Raw genomic sequence first — 17,484 nt, 5'->3', positions numbered from 1 at the left:
AACGCGTCGCCCTAGAGATATGACCTCCCCCTAGGGTGCCTTCTTCTGCCCATCAAACTTGGCCTTGACGTGCTCGGCAGCCTCTTTGACTGCGTCGATCGCAGCAGAAGCATCGCCCTTGACCGCGGCGGCCACAGCCTGAACTGCTGCCCGCCTCGCCTTACTGCAATGATGACAGGGCATGCTCACTCCACTGGCCAGCCATCAGGACCGAACTCAATGTACGTCCCGCGCTCCATCTGCTGCTTGTCCCTGTCGTGATGCTGCTTGCACAGCGGCTGTAGGTTGGACATGTCGAAGAACAGCAGATGGTCGCCGTGATGTGGCTTGATGTGGTCAACCACATCCGCCTCTGTCACCACATCATCGCGCAGGCACATCACGCACAGTGGCTGCTCTGCCCTTACAGCCTCACGCAGGCGCTTCCACCGCGCAGTGTCATAGAGCTTGCGGTACTCGGCCGCCTCAGCACTGCGCCCATCAACACGTCCCCGCGCACTCTCCAATGTCGTCTTCCTCGTCATCGTCATAGAGCGAGTACAGCGCAGCAGCAGGGAACAGCGCATAGTGCAGCACGTCGGCTGCATCGAACCACGCCACCAGCGTGGATGTGCCGCCCTGCCGGCCGATGACCGTCATGGCCGGGCCACCAGTCAGCAGCGCGACGGGCTCTCCGTCATCGAAGCGCGCGGCTGCCGGGAACATTCCGAACGGCGTATGGATGAGATTGTCGTCGTCGCTCATCATGCTCTCCTCAGCATTGCATCAGATCGCCACCTAAGCAGCGTCATCCGGAACCATCGGCCAGATCATCGCGCCGGTGGCCGTCACGACCACCATCACGCCACGCCCGCCAGGTTGTGGGTTGCTTGTCAGGAAGCGCGCCAGCGCGGCGCTACAGCGGATCATGAGGCACCTGCAGGCAGAACGCCGTCGAGCGCCAGATGCAGCGCCACTGCGGACGCGCCGGTCAGCAGCACGTTGCGGATCACGCTCACGGCGCTTTACGCGGTTCGATGGTCCCGGTCACCCGGAGCGGCCAAGACGGCTCCCATTCTGGATCCTGCCATGATTTCAGGTAGATGATGGCCGCGAAGATATGCTCGCTGAGGATGAACAGCGGAAGGAACAGCCAGTGGCGCTGATGGATAAGCGGTGCTGGGCTGTCGAGGCCACCGATGTAGACCGGGCACACGCCAAACCAGCCCTTATGCGTCAGCATCATAGTCAAGCCCTTCGATGTGGTGGCGTGGTGCAAGCGCCGTGCAGGGTCGGCTCCGACATGCAAGGCGGTGGAGATATCCCGCCTTGATAGGCCTCGACGCGGGCGCCCATGCGGTGCGCCTATGACCAGCAAGAGCCGAAGCTCCGAGCTGCGCATCGTTTCGAAGGGTGGAACAGGTGAACAAAGGTCGGCCTAAGCCGCCGTCCATACCCCTGTACGCCACCCGCTCGCTGGCCTAGGACCCCAGCGGCCCGGTTTGTACCCGGTGACCTCGAAAACTGCAGGCGGGGCGACCGTCACGCCGAAGCGCGCTGCCGTCGTTGTTCCCCGCCTCTTGGGAATGCGCACAGCGCACCCCGAATGACCAAACGCGCCGGCCTCAACCACACTCGCGAACGCAGGGAGGCCGGCGCAGTCACCGCGGCGGAGGAGAGCGCCGTCGGTGAGGGGGAGACGTCAGGTACTGCATGACGAACATGTCGCCGTGGCTCGCTGCGTCCATGGGCATGAGGCGGGTCGACGTATTGGCTGCCCAGCGGCTCGCGTGCTCGACGCTAGCGCCTCAATCTCGGCGGGGCCTGAAATCAACCCCTTCATATAACCCGCACGGCGAACGGTTCCGGTTATAACCAACGTCACGCAGCGCGAAGGCTGGGTGCCGTCTCGTCCATTCGGATGCGGGCAAGCTCGTTCTGCACGGCATAGAGGCCGACCATCACCAGCGCCTTGCCCGCCCCCATCGCCCCGGCCCGGTTTCCGCTTCCCGCGCTTCGCCCCACCTGCTCCAGCGTCTCACCGTAGACGGCAGCCGCCTCAAAGCATTCTACCAGGGGACCAAGTGCGCTGCGCAGGCGCGCAAGGCGCCGTTGGTCGTCAATGCGCGCGTTGACCTTCTCGTCACCGCTCCACGGCTTCGGGACGGGGGCGGCCGGCCGCATCATGCCGTCAGTCTGTCGCCCGGCCTGCGTCGGCGGCACGTCCGCATAGGCGGCGGCGGTGAGCCTGCGCTCGCCCTTGTAGATGATTTCACCGTCTGGACGGATCCATGTCCGCTGGTCGATCTGCACCGGCTCCATACCCAGTGATGTGCCGCCAAGCAGCGTGCCGCTGTTCGCGCTCGCCTCAATGCGGCGATACTCCATCGCCGCGCGGAGCAGACTGGTCTTGCCGTCAGCAATCAGCGCCTTGGCAAGCGGCCACGAGCGATTGTCATTGTCGGCCTCGCCGTCCCAGTCCTCGCCGAGTATCTGCCGGTGACGCGCTCGCGTGCCGGCCTTACGGCACGACTTGGCCTCTGCACGTTGGGCGGTCTCTCGTGCCTTGCGGGCCGTGGCGACATGCGCGGCGCTTTCGGCTGCAAGATCGGCATAGGTCTCGCGCCACTTCGTGGTAGGCGCGTTGTCGTTGTCAGGCTGCACCGCTTGCCTCCCAGCGTGGTGAACTGCCCCGATATAGGCGCGGCAGCGGCGATGCGGGTGCAATGCCAGACGTTGGCCGGAGTTGTCCTTAGGCGGCCAGCCGCGAGGGGGCGTTGTCGTTAGCCGCCCATCCAGCCATCGCCAGCCACTCCTCAACTGTCGCCTCGACAAGGTCAGCGGCTTCGTCCTCGGTGGTGGCGTGGATTGTCACCACCATGTAGCCGAGCCCGATGAGCAGCGCGTGCCGGTTGATCTGCGCCTCGCTCGGCTTGCCGTTCTCGGCCTTGAGCTCAATCATCAGCAGCCGCCCGTGGGCGCCGTAGACGCGCAGGTCAGGCTCACCAGCCTCCAGCCCAGTGGCCTTGGCCTTGACAGCCTCCTGCCGCCCACGACGCCCGGCATTCATGTCCCCGGCCAGGGCGAACGCGCCGGGCTTGTCGGCATCGGCGGTGTAGTCGGGCCGGGCGCGGAGCCGGCGCACCGCAGCCGCCTGCAGGCGCCATTCGAGATCGGGAGCCTCCGCGGTGTGCGTCGTGACAACCCGCGTGCCGGTGGTGGTGACGCTGGTGCGCTTGCGGGTGACGATACGGGGCATGGGGCTGGTCCTGATGGGCTGGTTGTGTAGCTGCATAGGCACAACCGAGATGCCGATTTGGGGAGCGTGTAAATATTATCTCTCATCGCGGAATTACCCTTAAAATAAGGGGAGAGAGAGATATCTTACATTTTTACACTCTCTATATTAAAACGTTGATTTTGTTGAAGAAAGAGCGTGCAAAAAATTTGCACGCTCTCTGCACGCTCCGCACGCTCTCAAGGGGGAGCGTGCAAAACAGGGTGGAGCGTGCAAACCGAAATTCACGCTCTAAGCAGCCTCCTTTAGGCGTATCCTGACACCGTTTGCAGAGGCTTCGGGGGCGTGGATATCCCCCGCCAAAGTAAGCCGCTCGAGGGCCGATTTGACCATGCGGTCGTCGGCTTTGGAGATGCCCTTCTTGCGCACAAGGTGCGACAGTCGCATCACGCCATCCTCCGACTTTCGCAGGGCGGCGACGATGGCCTTGCACAGTTCCTCGAACTGCGAACCAGACATGTACTCGGCGATGCCGGTATCGACGCAGTCAATGGAACGCTGAACGATGCCGTAACCCCATTCCACGTCGTCCACGTCTACCGCGGGAGCCGATGGGTCGCGCGACAGCGCCCTGATAGTGGCGAGCTTGATGACGTGCTCAGCGGTTCGCCCTATGAGTCCCTCGTGGGCGCCGTTGTCCTCTATCTGCGAGATCTGCCAATCTTCGATTGCCAGCCACCTCTGTTCGGCCTCCTTGTCGGCCCACGGCACCGTGTAAAGCGTCGGGCGCATGGTGGCATTCTTCCAGTTGGCCTTGGCCAGCGTCCCGCCAGGAAGCGCCTCGTGAGCCTTGTTGATGGCGTTGATGAGCGAAGGCGGCGTGATCTGCTGCGGAGGCGCCTCTTGTCTCTCTGGCCGCTGCTTCACCTCGACAACCACGAGGCGCGCGATGAAGCCGTCGGACAGCGTTTCTTCTGAAAGGCCGCGGTAGAACGTCGTCGGCGTCGACATGCCGAACAGCGATACGGTCGGGCAGTGGATTGGCTCCGTTGTCGCCACTCGCGTCGGGTCGGCATGTTCCTTGCCAGACCATACGCTGGTTGATTTCGAGAACACCTCGAGAAGCACCTTGCGAATGGTCTTCGCCCATGACGACGAACCGGTGCCCGTGACGGACTGCATCACAACTCCCATTTCGTCCCACGGCATGACGAACACCGGATTGCTGCGGCACACCTTCTCGATTGCACTGCCGGACGTCACCTCCCCCGGCCCGATGAGGTACGGCTTGCGTGTATCCATGGCGAGCGTGTGGAGCGACTTCTGCGGGTGCTCCTTGCCGAACCCCGGCCCGGCTATGCCAACCATGTAGGTGTTGAGCCCTGCCCCCGTCGGGCCAATTGCCTGCCTGCCGTACATGGTGCCGACGAAAGACGTTGCCGCCATGACCGCGAATTCAGGCACTGGGCGTCGTCCCGTGTCGAGTATCCACCTTGCGATTTGCTCGATAAGCCCACCAGCCACGTCAGGCGAGAACGGGTCCATCTTTGCCCGCGGCGCACGCACAGGAACAACTTCCTCCACGTCGTCGTTTCCTGGAGTATCGTCGTTGGCTTGGTCATGCCCTCCGGCCGGCACCTCTTCCACAGTCGCCGCAGCGCGGGCTTTAGCGGCGAGCACAGCCGCGCTGCGCATCGCCCCCAGGGTCCATTTATCCTCCTTCGGCGCGTAGCCCGTGCGCTCGATGAGCCACTTGTAGGCAACTTCGTGATAGCTGGTGCAGTTGGCTGCCATCACCAAATCGATCGGAGTATAGGACAGCGATGCACCCCAATCCGTAATGCCAGTGGGGTGAATGCCGACGTTGAAATTCTCCACCCCGCGCCAGAACGCCCTAGCCCGGTAGCTGCCATCGCGCTGTCGGCGCGCCTCCTGCCCGAAAAGCGCCGGCACCCACAGATCGAGGTTGTCCAGCGCGTGAGAGTTCGCCTCGCGCCAGATCGTATCGCCGAATATCGCGTCACCAGACCGCTGCTGCTGCCTATGCTCCTGCACGGTCCCGAACGGGCGCAGCGCCTCGACCAGCCGCTCTGCGATGTCATCTGGAAGCTCCGGCAACTTTTCTAGTGGCGTGTCCATGAGTGTGTCTTCCGTGGTCCACTCATAGGGCTTGCCAGAGTCCGGGTGCAGGGTCGGCGGCAGCACGGTCTGACGACCGTAGGCGAGCAGGTCAATGACGCGCGATTCGAACCCGCCAGGAAGCAGCAGGTTGAACGGTCGGTTTACGATGTTGTCTGACCCGCGGAAGAACGCGCTATAGCCCTTCTTCCCCCGCTTCTTCACCGGGCTTTCAGGCAGCACAGCCTCAATAGCTGCGCGCAAATCCTGGTCGTCGGTGTCGATGTCGATGACCTTCAGTGTCTTGTCTATAGCAACGCAAACACCGGCATCGGGCCACCGCGACCAAATGCTGGTTTCGATCTCGGTGGGGAGGCGGTCGCAGAACCGGCTCCAGTCCATGTCGCCGTACCATTGCCCGCCCGACACGGACCCAGGGCGCTTACTCCCCGGCATGATGGGAATGGCGCTGTAGCCCATGTCGACGAGCTCGGCGCCGCAGCGAGAATAAGGGGAGTTGGTCATGGTGGCGCTGCCGTTGAGCATTATGCGGCCCTTTTGACTGACATGTTCGGGGTAACGACGCGGTGCCACTCGGAGTGGCATTTGCGGCACAGATGGCTGGTCGGCCATTCGTTTGCATCATTGAAGAGGTGTGACGGTGCCCAATGATGTACTTCTGAGCCATCCAGAGAACCGCATCTCTCACATGGAGTGATTTTGTGTGCAGCCAGTACCGGTATACGGCCCTCATCTAGTCCGGCTATCTGCTCATGCGGCAAGTCGGTTCCTTTGCCGCCGCATTCAGGGCAAAAGGCTTTGTATTGGATCGATCCATTGGAACAGATGATTTTGCCTAGATTGGCGAACGGTGTGGACCCACTGCACCTGCGTCGGTGATTGGGCCTCTTGTTCCATGGAAGGTCTTCTAGGTTTGCGGTGTATGCCGATTCCGCTCCAGCGCCGGTCAAGACAACCCCCTTCAGCACGGAAACACGGGCCAGCCGATAGCGGCATAGGACAGGGCTAGGTCTAGGGACATGCAAAAACCTGTGGTCTGGAATTAGGCTGCGCGCTGCAGGTTGGTGGTGGCGACAGAGCGGACCATGGCAATCAGGATGTCGCGGAACGGCACAGGGGTATGAATCCGTGGTGTGCTGTTGGTGCCGCCGCCCTTCGCCCCGACTTCGCCGATCCGCTTTGCTCGCTTCAGGCCCATCCGTGCGACGACTGCCGGATCCAGCCGTATCTCGCTCTCGCCCCATTCAAGTTCTGGCAGCTCGACGCCAACGGCATAAAGCAGCGTGGGCTTGCGCGCGTAATGACCGTAACGCCCCTGCTCCACACAGCACGTCCAGCCACCATAGAAGTCGGCCACAATCCAGCCGCCTGAGCGCGGAGGCACGTTCAATCCGAAGTGCGGCCACGCATGGCTCTGCCACGGATGCTCAAGTACGCCGCCCCAACGTCGAACTGCTTTCAGCGCCGCGTCAAAGCACCCACCATCATCTCCCTTCTTTTTTCGCTCGCCGGTGCGCTTGATCCACAGCGGTTGGCCGGCCCAGAACTTACCCCACCGCTGACACGGCGGGTGCGCCACCACGGGGTACGGCCCGGCATATTGGCGGGCATCCCTCACCTCGTCCCACGGGTCGACGCCGGGGATGCCGTAATAAGCTCCGTCGGTTTCGACGTAGAGCGCGGCTATCGTGTTGCCGGCGCCAGCCGCAACGCGCAGGTTGTCGTTGGCATGCTCCATCAGAACGGGCTTTCGTGCTTGAGCGTCGTCACCAGCGCCTCGCGGCGCCCGGCCTCGATGCGCTCGAGGAACTCCCACCACTCGTCTTCGGTCAGCGATGCAAGGTCCGTCTTTTGGATGGAATCCAGATACTCACCGCCCTTGTCGCCACCCTCCCGGATGGCGAGGCGCTCGATGCGAGTCAGTTTCTGCTGAGGCATGCGATACGTGTCCCTTGCTAGTGGGATGCAGTCCGGGTCGTCACAGAGCCAGGCGATGGGATGCCTATCGCTGGGGGCCCAGCCGTGCCCGGTGCCTGGCCTGCCGCAGACGGCGCAGATGAGGTAGTTGTTGAGGCGGGTTGCGCTGGGCGGGGGTGTGGGGGCGGTCATGCGGCGTCACCGAAGAGCGACGCAGTGACGGCGTTGTCGTTGGCCGGCTTCGGGCGGAACATGGACGGCTGGTCGATGGCGCGCTCAATGGCGCGGCACGCCGAGTCGAAATAGCCGGCGTCAAGCTCGACGCCGACGAATCCCCGTCCGAGGCGCGCGCACGCAACGCCGGTGCTTCCAGATCCCATGAACGGGTCGAACACCACGCCGTCGGTCCATAGAATTACCTGTTCCATCAATTCTACCGGCTTCTGCGTCGGATGGTCGGTGTTGCCCGTCCGAGGCGCGCGCACGACATCAGATGGGCGGCCATTTGCGAAGAAGTGGTCTTCGCCGGGATAGAACAGGGCAACCTCGGTCTGGCGCCCGTGCTCATGTTTAAGGTCACCCATAGACCAGTTGTTCTTCACCCATGTGATCATGGACTTCGGCTTCGGAACGTCTGGAAGATTGTCCCATCGGCAGAAGATGTACTTGCTATGCCGAGCAGGGAGGCCGCATGTCCATTGCAGCATGCCAACATCGCCATCATTGGCTATCGCGGCATGCTTCGTGCTGCGATGGTTGGATCTGAACTCCATGCCATAGGGCGGGTCGGTAATGATGGTCGCGTACACGGCAGCCGGCGCGATGTCGCGGCAATCAGCGTTGTAAAGAACAATGTCGTCGAACCGCTCTACGCGCATGCCCGCACCTCCTGATTATCATTCGCCGCGCTAAACTTCCCCGCCTCTAGCCCCCATGCCGTCCACCCAGGCCAGGCCTGACGGGCGAACATCTCGAGATATGGGCCAGCGACGAGCCGCTCGATGCGGTCGTACTGCGCATCCGGCTTGCGGCTGTGCTCGCGGCGCGGCGCGCGGATGACCTGCCTGACACCCTTGCCGATCCGGCGAGGCTTGCCGCGCTTGAACAGGTGGCAAATCTCTGCCTCTTGGCGAGTCCAGTACCCCATGCCCATGCGGCCCTTGTCCCAAACAAAGGCGATCGAGACCGGCTTGAACCCCCATGCCGCGGCCACGTCCATTGCCTCGCGCTGCAGGTGGGACACGGTCCACATAAACAGCAGACAGTCCTTCGCGGCGCTGTCGGCGACAGGAAGCCCCTTCAAGTCGGCGAGCGACATAGTGCTGTACGGTTGCGCGCCGAGTGTGGGCGCCAGGTGCTTGCCGCCGTAGCTGGTGAACTGCCAGGGAGGATCGGCCAAGATGGCGCCGAACGGGCCGGCTGGTAGGCTCTGCATCTGAACCTCGCTCAAAACGGAATCTCGTCGTCCAGGTCGCCGGTCCACGCCGGCTCTGGTGCTGGCCTTGTTGCCGCCAGCAGCGCCCCAAGGCTGCGCTTCTGGGGCACTGGCGGCGCGGCGTAGTTGTCGTTGCCGCCGCCGGGCTTCCAATCCACCACATCTTGGTAGCGCCCTGCCGGCTTCAGCCGGACTTCCAGGGTTGGCGCGAGCTCACCGGCCCGCGCCAACCATTCATTGACCGACGCCGGAAACGGCCTGGCGCCGCCGTGTTTTGCCCAGTACCTGTCTGCCTTCGACTTCGCGAAACCGGCGTGCTGCGGGCAAAGCCATTCCTTCTGCACCGCCATGCCGAGCCTGTAGTCGCAGCGCACGCTCGGCGGCTTGTTCGGATCTTTGTTGATGTGCTCGCGGAAGGTGCGGCCGGTGACGCGATGCCATACCGGCTCGGCGGTGGAGAGGATGGGCGCGATGTCGGCTTGGGCCGTGAACTTCACATCTTCTGACGGCGGAAACTCGTGCCCGCAGCACGGGCACGTCATCACCGAGATGTGGACCAATTCCTCGCATTGCGGGCACAGCTTCACAGGAGCCTCGCCCTGTCCCTTTCCAGGAACCCGCGGCTGCACCATGTCCACCGGCCCGTGCTTTCGCACCAATCCGGCGAAGTCCAGCACAAGGCAGTTGGGTTTTGGACCGGCGGCGATGGCCGCGAGACGGTCTTCAACCCCAGTAAGTGACGCTCCGGGCGCGTAGAGCGGCCTTGTGCCTCTGCCCATCATCTGCAGATAGAGCGACGCCGAAAGCGTCGGGCGAAGTGCCGCGATGAGGTCGACGCCCTTGTGGTTGAATCCCGTGGTCAGCACCGAGTTGTTCGTGATGGCGCGCAGCCGGTAGGCCTTGAAGTCTTCGATGATACGGCGCCGCTCGTCTTTGGGCGTATCGCCCGTCACCGTCTCGCAGCTGATTCCATGGCTGCGGATTTCGTCACGGACGTGCAGCGCGTGCTCCACGCCGGAGCAGAAACACAGCCAGGAGCGTCGATCGCGGCCCTTGGCGACTATTTCCTGCACGGCGGCAGCTGTCACGGCGGCCTTGTCGACAGCCTCTTGCAGGGCACTCTGCTTATAGTCGCCGCCGATGCGCCCGACGCCGCTAAGGTCAAAGCCTGTGTCTGTTCCCTTAGACGAAAGCGGCGCGAGGTAACCGTCGCGGATGCCGTCGCCAATGCCGTATTCATAGACGACCTTGTCGAAGAGCCGATCATCGCCTTCGTCCAGTCGCCCACTATCCAGCCGGAAGGGTGTGGCGGTCAGGCCGACGATCTTGAGGTCAGGATTCACCTCTCGCAGGCCTGCGATGAACTTGCCGTACATCGTCTCGGACTTCGCCGGGATGAGGTGGCACTCATCCACCATCAGCACATCGACATGGCCGAGGCTGACGACCTTGTTCCACACGGTCTGAATGCCGGCGAACAGGATTTGCGCATGTCGGTCGCGCCGTCCAAGACCAGCGGAATAGATGCCGGCCGGAGCGAACGGCCAAGAGCCCAGAAGCTCGAGATAGTTCTGTTCAATCAACTCGGCGACATGGGTGGCGACGAGCACGCGCATGTCCGGCCAGCCCTGCACCAGGCGCTGGATAAGCTCGGCCATGACGAGGCTCTTACCGCATCCCGTGGCGAGGTCCACGAGCGGGTTGCCCGGCTCCGACTGCCAATAGTCGAAGACGGCGTCAACCGCATCCTGCTGATAGGGGCGGAGCTCAAGCGGCATGGCTTGACTCCGAAGCACAACGGGAGCGCTGGCGCTTTTCGCTCCTCACGCCGCCATCCCCATCTTTGCCAGACGCAGGCGCTCGGCTTCCGCAAGCTGGCGTGCGCGCTCACGGCCGACGCCAAGGCTACGCCCGATCTCGGCGAGGTCGTCGCCCATGGCTTGGCGCAGCACCACCGTGCCGTTGCGCCCCTGTAGGCGGGACAGCGCGAGCGAAAGCTCGGCATAGTGCTCCTGCGACGGCATTGTGGCGGTGATGTCCACGTCTTCGCGCGCACCAACCAGCACTGGACGGCACGCACGGCGGCGCTTGTTCTCGGCGATGATGCCGCGCATGGCCCAGTGCAGATAGGCGAAGAACGACCCCTCCTCACGGTACGACTGCCAGTTGGCGAGGCAGCGCACATAGACGTCGTTGACCAGGTCATCGGCCTCGTCGCCGACGTAGCCGCGGCGTCTGGCAAGGGCGAAGAGGCCCTTTCGATAGGCCAGCAGCTTGGCGTCGAACCATGCCGGGCGCTTGGCAGTGGCGTTGTCGTTGTGTGCGTGCATTGTGGTGTCCTGCGTGGATGGAGGAGTCAGGCGGACGGCGCCCGCCGTTGGGGGCGGTCATGCGGCAACTGGCCAGCCGTCAGCATCCAACACGGGCGGCACGCATTCCTCGCCCTTGAGTCCGGCGATGTGGCGCAGCAGACCTTCGGGCGTACCAGGCATGTTGTCGTTGTCTGGCTTCTGCCACGGCTCGTCTTCGGCCTTGTCGACGGTCAGCGCCTCAATTGCGGCGGCGAGGCTGAACGGTAGGTGTTCGTTCTCAAGCACGACCTTGTCGCCATAGGCCCCGCCGATCTGGTCCTTCAGGTCATCCCAAGACTCAATTCGAACACCACGGACAGCGAGCGCGATCTTCATCATGTCGCCCTTGCCGATGGTGTAGCCGCGCTGCTGGTACTTCAGCACACGGCACGCCGAGGCGAGCGGGAAGCGCGTGCCGGGGTTGAAGCGCAGGAAGCGCTGGCTGTTGTGCTTCAGGAAGTCGTCGTGGAGGATGAAGCCGGAGTCGGGAGCGTCTTCACCGACGTCATAGAGTTCGAAGCTGACGGGGTTGTATTTCTGCTTCTTGCCCGTATCCAGATCCAGCGCGCCCATCACGATGGTGAAGTCGAACGCAGCGAAGATGTCTTCGGCGGTCGGGAAGAAATCGAAGTGCATAAGCTGGGCGATGTTGTTGCTGCGGTCAGCGAACGTTACGGCGCGCTTACTGGCGGCAACGCACCAGAGCCCGTCTTCGTATGCTTGGTAGACTCCAAGCTCGAACGCGGCGCGCGACTTGAAGTACAGGTCCACGTCGTTGATCTTGGCGCCTGTGAATACACTGGTCACGGCGCCACCCGCGACGAAGGCATGGTCGAAGTGCGCCGGCAGCGCCGTCACGATCTGACGGCGTTCGGTCTCATAGGTCATCGGTAGGTTCCTCTGAAAAAACTAGCGAAAGCTAATCGCCTCTAGCGGCGCTACGCCGCGTTCTGGCCCCTGTCGTCGCTCGCGCCGTCGGTCCACAGCGTCCCGTCCGGCATCTCGTAAGTGATCGTCTCGTTGTCCGGGTCGCAGTCCACTTGGCGCCCCTGAACCAGTCCGGGGACATAGAGGTGCGCAGGGCAGCCCTCGTCCTGCTCCGCCAGCGAAAGCGGCTTTGACCAGCGCGCGCAGTCCCAGCCTGCGTTGCCGTCCATCAGGGGCGTGGCGTGCAGGCACGTCCGGCAGTGCGCCCTGGCCCACGTCTCGCCCCAGCACACCTCTGCCTGCCGGCAGAACCTGCCGCGGAAGTCGTCGCGCTTGGTGCAGAGCCGTGATGGCGGCTCTGGCATGCTGATGACGCGCTCGACACGCGCAACGGCGCGCATGGCGAAGTCGGCGTCATAAGGCACGCGTTCGAAGTGCAGATCCTCGTCGTTCTTGTTTGACGCCATGTAGAGCACGCGATCTATGCCAAGGCCGAACATGTAAAATTGGAATGTGGCGTAGTGCTCCGGCTTACCATCCTTCACGCCAATCTTGACGACTTTCTTGAAGATGTCGTCCTTCATGGATTTGCACTCGACGATGTGCTCCTTCTTAGGGGCCTCTACGATGCCGATGGCTCTCCCGTCGATCTTGCCGCGTAGATGCCCACCAACGGCGCGCACCTTGTCCTGTTGGCCACTCACCTCGATTCCAATGAGGCGCAGCAGATCCAGCAGACGCTCCTCCTCGATGTTGCCGCGCTCGAAAATGCGGCGCTGCCGCCATCCGATCTGCTCCGGCACCGAGGCGCGCCGGAACGCGAGCCACAGGGCGCGGTCGCACTCCAGGCCGATGTCGCCTGCCGGCACTCCGACGGATTCCCAGTCATCGTACCCTTCTGTCAGTGCCTGCCGCACAGCGCGAAGTGTGCTGGACTCGGGGCGAGGTAGGGGTGGCACGGTTAGCCCAACACGCTGTCGATGTAGGTGAACTCCGGCTCTGGTTTCGGAAGCGGGGCCGGCTCTGTGGAGATGTCCGCCAGCGTCGCGTCGCGCCAGGTATTGCCCCAGCGCCCCGCGACTTCGACCTGCAGCACTACCTTGCCGCGCCAGTTTGTGCGGTATCGTGTCTTGCCCGTTACCATCACGCCGCCTCCACGTCCGGCCCGCCGCAGTGCGCCGCGATCGTCATCCCCAGAGCCTTGGTAATGTGGCCGTCCAGCCCGCCCATCTTCTGCGGCGGGCTGGTGCTCATCGCCCGCTGATATGCCGCCCGGCATTCCGACTCGTCGGCGTAGCGGGGGAAGAACTCGCGCTCGAGCGCGGCAATGCCGTCGTCAATGCGGCCGGTCTTGAGCATGATGAGCGCGTCGAGCACGACTTCGCGCCCACGACTTGCAAGCTCGCGCACAAGGTCACCCGTGCTGATGTCTTCAAGCGCTTCGTCGACATCAACGTCGACCTGAACCGTCACCGTTCCCATCACGCTGCCCTCATCGGCATAACCACTGCCAGCAGATCGCCGCCCGCCTGAAACACAGCCGGCGAGCCGGGATCCGCGAGGCACATGTCCACTTCGGCCCCGCCAAACGCGGCGAGCGTCGAAACTAGGTAGGCGCCGTTGAACCCGATGGTGATTGGCTCGCCGCTGTAGTCGGTGGCGATGTCCGCGCCCGCCTCGCCACCGGGTCCGCGCGACGACACCTGAATGCCGCCAGGTGCAATCTCAAGCCGCACCGTCTTCGACGTGCCTTCCGATACGGTCATGGCGAGATCTGTGGCCTTGCTCAGTGCAGTCTTGTCGACGCGCACCACCTTGTCGTTGCGGAGCGGGATGACGCGGCCATAGTCCGGGAATGTGCCGTCGATGAGCTTCGACGTCAGCACCGTGTCACCGCTGGCCACGCGGATCTTCGACGACGACAGCGACACACGCGCCTCGCCCTTGGGCAGCACCGCAATGGCCTTGCGCGGGATGATAGAGGCCGGAACGGTGCCTATGTCAGCGCCAGTCCGCTTGGCCAGCACATGGCCTGTGGTGGCCACTGCGATCAGGCCGTCCGTGGTCGAATGCAAGTACACGCCGTTCAGGTAATAGCGGGTCTCCTCCGTCGACTGCGCGTAGGCCACCGGCGCGACGAAGTCAGCGAGATCGAGATCGAATTCGGTGGTGAACGCGCCGACGTTGAGCGTCGGATATTCGTCCGCCGGCAGCGTCGGCAGCTTGGCGCGATTTCGGCCCGCCTTCAGCGTCAGAGTGTCGTCAGCCAGTCCGATGTCGATGGTGTCGCCGGAGACGCGCTTGACGAAGTCGAGCAGGCGCGCCGCGTCGACAGTGGTTTCGCCGGACTTGGCGACGGTGGCAGGCAGGCTCGCCGATATCTCGATGTCGAGATCGGTGGCACGCGCCGTCAGTGTGTCCGTGCCGGCCGAGAGATGCACATTGGCGAGAATCGGAATGGTGTTTCTGCGCTCGACGACGCGCGAGACGGCGCCAAGCACGCGCGCCAGATCGGCGCGCTGCACGGTGATGTTCATGTGGTGTGTCCTGGTGGTGGTGTTACGCGCCGAGATACAAGGCCAACGCCATGTAGAGGTGATAGGCGAGCCACCCAGCACTGCCGAGCACGATGATGGCAGCGCAGGCAAGGCCGAACAGGCCGAAGTAGATGAGCGGGGCGAGGTCGGGGAAGTTGTACATTATGCAGCCCTCCTTCGCCGGGCATGCACCTTGCGCTGGTCTGTGATGACGTTCTCAGACAATCGCTTCATTTCGCTCACCAGCGCTCCGACGTCCTGGCCAAGCTCGTTGCCGAGGTCCACGACCTTCGCCAGCGCCTCCAGAAACGTGTTGCGCTTGGCCTCTTCGGCACTCGGCATGGCAGCGATGAACTTGACTGCCTTGTCGAGTGCTTCCGCCGGTGTGTCGGCGCGCAGGAACTCATAGTGGGTGTTGCTGATGCCGTTCTGCTTCCACCACTTGAGCATGACGCTCGGCGTCGAGTTTGCCCTGATGCAGAACTCCCCATCAGGCTGCCGCAGGCCCTTGTCCGCCATGCGGGCAGGTATGGCGTCGATGAGGGCCTGGATGTCGGTGGTGTTCATGCTCATCGCGCCACCCTCTCCTCAGTCACTTTGAACCCCGGCACCGTCCGCATCCCGCCGCGCACTGCCTCATCGGCAAGCTGCTGCGTTGCGGCCACCAGGCGCTCCGGCGCGTAGCTCCACGCCCAGTCCAGCGCCTTCTCTTGGTCCACCATCTCGGCGCTCCACACGCTGCGCAGGCCCGTCTTGGTGGTCGCGGCCTTGTCGGCGCGCTTCGCCACACGCTCGACGTCCTGCGCCGCCTGGTACAGTTCCTCGGCTTTCTCACGCTCCTCGAGATTGCCGCGGCTGGCCTGCATTGCGGCCTGCGCAGCTGCAGCCGCGTCGGCCGCCTCCTTGGCCAGGCGCGCGGCCTCGGCGCGCTTCTCCTCTTCAAGCTTGTTACGCCACGGCGTCAGCAGCCCCTGCAGTGCCTCCTTGGCGAGCACAGCGCGGCCGGTGAGCTTCGTGGTCTTGCCGATGAGGCGATTATATCGCTCTTGGATCTCGGCGACGGCCTCGTCCAGCGGACGCTTTTCTTCTTTGCGCGCTTCTTCGGCGCGCTTCATGGCATCGGCGATAAGCTCCAGTAGCTCCGTCACCGCATCGGCCTGCTTCTGGTCCGATATCGGCTCGCCATCCGCCCAGTTCTTCGCCTCCAGGAACAGGTCTTCGATTTCCTGCCGGATGGCGTCGTAGGATGATGGGTCCTCGACACGCGGGGCCTCGTCACGCGGGGTCTCGTCAGGTGGCGGCCCGTTGTGCCCCACCGCTATGGGCGCCGCAGATGGCGCGCCCCAAGATTCCGGGACGTGGCCAAGAACGACGCCGTCCTTTGGCGCGTACTTGTCGGCGACACGCGCCACGCTTGCCTTGCTGTGTGTGTTCATCTATCCAGCCTGCCGTGTGTGTGGTGATTGCCGGGCGGCTATGTGGTGTGGCCGCCCGGCGCTCTTCTGGTCAGGCGGCGCGCTTGGCGCCCCAGGGGCGGCTTCCAGCCGGCTTGGCAGCGGCAGCCGGCTGTGCGGCAGCCGGGCGAGCGGCGGGCCGATTGTCGTTGGCTGCCGGCTTTGGCTGGGTGTCGTCGATGGCCGGCGCGGGAATCTCGTCGGCGTCCGGGAAGTAGTACCGCTTGATCTCGGCGCGAGCGGGGTACTGGCCGTCCTTTGACGGCTTCCCGAGGCCGATCTTCGCGGTGTACGACTTGAAGTGAAGATCCTCGCTGTCTTCGACGTCGTTGACGCCGATAGCCCGGCAGAGCGAGGCGAACTGGCGCTGGCCGATTTCCTGCGCCTGCGGGCTGGGATTCTCCAGGTTGAAGTTGGCGAAGAGCTTGCGCCCCTCATAGTCCGCAGGCTCGATGACGCGGTTCGTCACCTTCAGGATTGTGCCTCTGCCGTCTTTCGTCGGCGCGACGTCAGACGCTTCGATCTCCAGGAGATAGATGCCGTTCGGCAGTTCAGAATAGTCGCTCTGCGTCGTGTCGTGCGCGGTCGCGTCAAAGCGCTGGCCGAGAGAAGCCATGTGGATAGTCTCCTAGGTGGTGGCTAGTGGTGTGCGTGCTAGTGCTGGTGTGGGTGCCGCTCACGCCGCGCGCAGGGCTTCGGCGATGCGCTGGAACTGGTCGGCGAGATCGCGTGAGAATGACGACGCGTCGAGCGACAGGGTGACGACGAGGGGTTCGCGGGGAGATGGCTGGGAGGGAGCGCCCGATGGGAGTAGCGTGAGACTTTCATCGTTCACGTACCAAAAGCGGCCCGATCCATAATCACTGTCCGGCCAACCGTCTGACTTTTCGACGATGAAATATGTTCCGTCGAAGCCAACGATGGTGGATTCCCACACATCGTCGCCTTCCTGCACCCGCACCCCGTCACCCACCTTGAACTTCGGCGGCTCGGCGGGCTCAAGCTGGTTGTCGGTGTAGAAGTAGATTCCAGAGCCTTCCAGCATCCAGCCATCACCACTGGCTGATCGGGCGATCTTCGCGACCGTGCCAGGCGTTACGGGCTTGAAGAAGCCACCAGGCGTGCTGTTGTCAGTGACACGCACATAGTCACCAACCTTGAACCGGTGTTCCACCTTCTCCACCGCGTCAAGCGGCAGCCACGAGCCATGCCTGAGGATGACCTTGTCGTCGGTCACGCTGTCCACCTCGGCGGTATAGCTGCCGGTGGTGAAGGTCTCGCCGGACTTCAGGCGCACGGTGTCGTTGGCGGAGAGGGAGGCGATGGAGAATTCATCCCAGCTTTTGCTGATATTCCTCGTGTCTCCAACGTCGTCATGGATAGAATAGCTATTTTCAAACACATGGGTCACTTCATAATTCTTGCCGTTTGTCATATCCACCCAGGTGTCTTCGTCGTCCCAAAAACGAACCTTGTCACCCACCTTCACATTCTCAACACTCATCAT

Annotated in this window: 22 protein-coding genes; all 22 read right to left on the bottom strand. The window is 63.3% G+C overall.

Going from position 1 to position 17,484, the window contains the following annotated elements; genetic code table 11:
• Window positions 1–185: 185 nt before the first annotated feature.
• The gene (locus K9D25_RS02955; protein WP_244379072.1) at window positions 186–506 is read right to left on the bottom strand and encodes an HNH endonuclease signature motif containing protein; all 321 of its coding nucleotides are present in this window, start codon (window positions 504–506) and stop codon (window positions 186–188) included.
• Window positions 481–744 carry a DUF2158 domain-containing protein gene (locus K9D25_RS02950; protein ID WP_244379070.1) on the bottom strand — a complete coding sequence of 88 codons (264 nt, stop codon included), beginning with the start codon at window positions 742–744 and terminating at the stop codon, window positions 481–483. The genes K9D25_RS02955 and K9D25_RS02950 overlap by 26 nt, the downstream gene beginning before the upstream one ends.
• 250 nt (window positions 745–994) lie before the next feature.
• On the bottom strand, window positions 995–1,225 hold the full coding sequence (locus K9D25_RS02945; RefSeq protein WP_244379068.1) for a hypothetical protein: 231 nt from the start codon (window positions 1,223–1,225) through the stop codon (window positions 995–997).
• 635 nt (window positions 1,226–1,860) lie between these two features.
• Entirely contained in the window at window positions 1,861–2,643 is a 783-nt protein-coding gene (locus K9D25_RS02940) for a hypothetical protein (RefSeq protein WP_244379066.1), read from the bottom strand.
• A gap of 88 nt (window positions 2,644–2,731) precedes the next feature.
• Window positions 2,732–3,238 carry a VRR-NUC domain-containing protein gene (locus tag K9D25_RS02935; RefSeq protein WP_244379064.1) on the bottom strand — a complete coding sequence of 169 codons (507 nt, stop codon included), beginning with the start codon at window positions 3,236–3,238 and terminating at the stop codon, window positions 2,732–2,734.
• A gap of 270 nt (window positions 3,239–3,508) precedes the next feature.
• Window positions 3,509–5,881 carry a bifunctional DNA primase/polymerase gene (locus K9D25_RS02930; RefSeq protein ID WP_244379062.1) on the bottom strand — a complete coding sequence of 791 codons (2,373 nt, stop codon included), beginning with the start codon at window positions 5,879–5,881 and terminating at the stop codon, window positions 3,509–3,511.
• Between the two features lie 517 nt (window positions 5,882–6,398).
• Complete coding sequence (locus K9D25_RS02925; protein WP_244379060.1) at window positions 6,399–7,094, bottom strand: hypothetical protein; 696 nt, start codon at window positions 7,092–7,094, stop codon at window positions 6,399–6,401.
• Complete coding sequence (locus tag K9D25_RS02920) at window positions 7,094–7,294, bottom strand: DUF6511 domain-containing protein (RefSeq protein ID WP_244379058.1); 201 nt, start codon at window positions 7,292–7,294, stop codon at window positions 7,094–7,096. Before K9D25_RS02920 ends, K9D25_RS02925 begins: the two co-directional genes overlap by 1 nt.
• Window positions 7,295–7,461: 167 nt before the next feature.
• Window positions 7,462–8,151, bottom strand: a complete 690-nt coding sequence (locus K9D25_RS02915; protein WP_244379057.1) for a DNA-methyltransferase — start codon at window positions 8,149–8,151, stop codon at window positions 7,462–7,464.
• Window positions 8,142–8,723, bottom strand: coding sequence for an MT-A70 family methyltransferase (locus K9D25_RS02910; RefSeq protein WP_244379056.1), 582 nt, complete (start codon window positions 8,721–8,723; stop codon window positions 8,142–8,144). Before K9D25_RS02910 ends, K9D25_RS02915 begins: the two co-directional genes overlap by 10 nt.
• Window positions 8,720–10,486, bottom strand: a complete 1,767-nt coding sequence (locus K9D25_RS02905) for a DEAD/DEAH box helicase (protein ID WP_244379055.1) — start codon at window positions 10,484–10,486, stop codon at window positions 8,720–8,722. The genes K9D25_RS02910 and K9D25_RS02905 overlap by 4 nt, the downstream gene beginning before the upstream one ends.
• A gap of 45 nt (window positions 10,487–10,531) precedes the next feature.
• Window positions 10,532–11,038, bottom strand: coding sequence for an RNA polymerase sigma factor (locus K9D25_RS02900; RefSeq protein WP_244379054.1), 507 nt, complete (start codon window positions 11,036–11,038; stop codon window positions 10,532–10,534).
• 57 nt (window positions 11,039–11,095) lie between these two features.
• Window positions 11,096–11,947 carry a hypothetical protein gene (locus K9D25_RS02895; protein WP_244379053.1) on the bottom strand — a complete coding sequence of 284 codons (852 nt, stop codon included), beginning with the start codon at window positions 11,945–11,947 and terminating at the stop codon, window positions 11,096–11,098.
• 50 nt (window positions 11,948–11,997) lie between these two features.
• Entirely contained in the window at window positions 11,998–12,855 is an 858-nt protein-coding gene (locus K9D25_RS02890; RefSeq protein WP_244379052.1) for an oxidoreductase, read from the bottom strand.
• A gap of 92 nt (window positions 12,856–12,947) precedes the next feature.
• Window positions 12,948–13,130 (bottom strand): hypothetical protein, encoded by a 183-nt coding sequence (locus tag K9D25_RS02885; protein WP_244379051.1) that lies wholly within the window; start codon window positions 13,128–13,130, stop codon window positions 12,948–12,950.
• Window positions 13,130–13,468: a hypothetical protein gene (locus K9D25_RS02880; RefSeq protein ID WP_244379049.1), complete on the bottom strand. Its 339-nt coding sequence runs from the start codon at window positions 13,466–13,468 to the stop codon at window positions 13,130–13,132. The genes K9D25_RS02885 and K9D25_RS02880 overlap by 1 nt, the downstream gene beginning before the upstream one ends.
• A complete protein-coding gene (dnaN, locus tag K9D25_RS02875; RefSeq protein WP_244379048.1) occupies window positions 13,468–14,523 on the bottom strand; it encodes a DNA polymerase III subunit beta in 1,056 nt (351 codons plus the stop codon). The genes K9D25_RS02880 and dnaN overlap by 1 nt, the downstream gene beginning before the upstream one ends.
• Before the next feature lie 22 nt (window positions 14,524–14,545).
• Window positions 14,546–14,686 carry a hypothetical protein gene (locus tag K9D25_RS02870; protein WP_244379046.1) on the bottom strand — a complete coding sequence of 47 codons (141 nt, stop codon included), beginning with the start codon at window positions 14,684–14,686 and terminating at the stop codon, window positions 14,546–14,548.
• Entirely contained in the window at window positions 14,686–15,096 is a 411-nt protein-coding gene (locus K9D25_RS02865; protein WP_244379045.1) for a hypothetical protein, read from the bottom strand. The genes K9D25_RS02870 and K9D25_RS02865 overlap by 1 nt, the downstream gene beginning before the upstream one ends.
• On the bottom strand, window positions 15,093–15,959 hold the full coding sequence (locus tag K9D25_RS02860; protein WP_244379044.1) for a hypothetical protein: 867 nt from the start codon (window positions 15,957–15,959) through the stop codon (window positions 15,093–15,095). Before K9D25_RS02860 ends, K9D25_RS02865 begins: the two co-directional genes overlap by 4 nt.
• 70 nt (window positions 15,960–16,029) lie before the next feature.
• Window positions 16,030–16,593, bottom strand: a complete 564-nt coding sequence (locus K9D25_RS02855) for a DUF669 domain-containing protein (protein ID WP_244379042.1) — start codon at window positions 16,591–16,593, stop codon at window positions 16,030–16,032.
• A gap of 60 nt (window positions 16,594–16,653) precedes the next feature.
• Complete coding sequence (locus K9D25_RS02850) at window positions 16,654–17,481, bottom strand: hypothetical protein (RefSeq protein WP_244379041.1); 828 nt, start codon at window positions 17,479–17,481, stop codon at window positions 16,654–16,656.
• Window positions 17,482–17,484: the final 3 nt, after the last annotated feature.

The organism is Ancylobacter polymorphus, assembly GCF_022836935.1.
In the GTDB taxonomy this organism is placed as follows: Bacteria; Pseudomonadota; Alphaproteobacteria; order Rhizobiales; family Xanthobacteraceae; genus Ancylobacter; species Ancylobacter polymorphus_A.
Note: the sequence above shows the minus strand (reverse complement) of the source record. Positions and strands in the feature narration are given on the sequence as shown.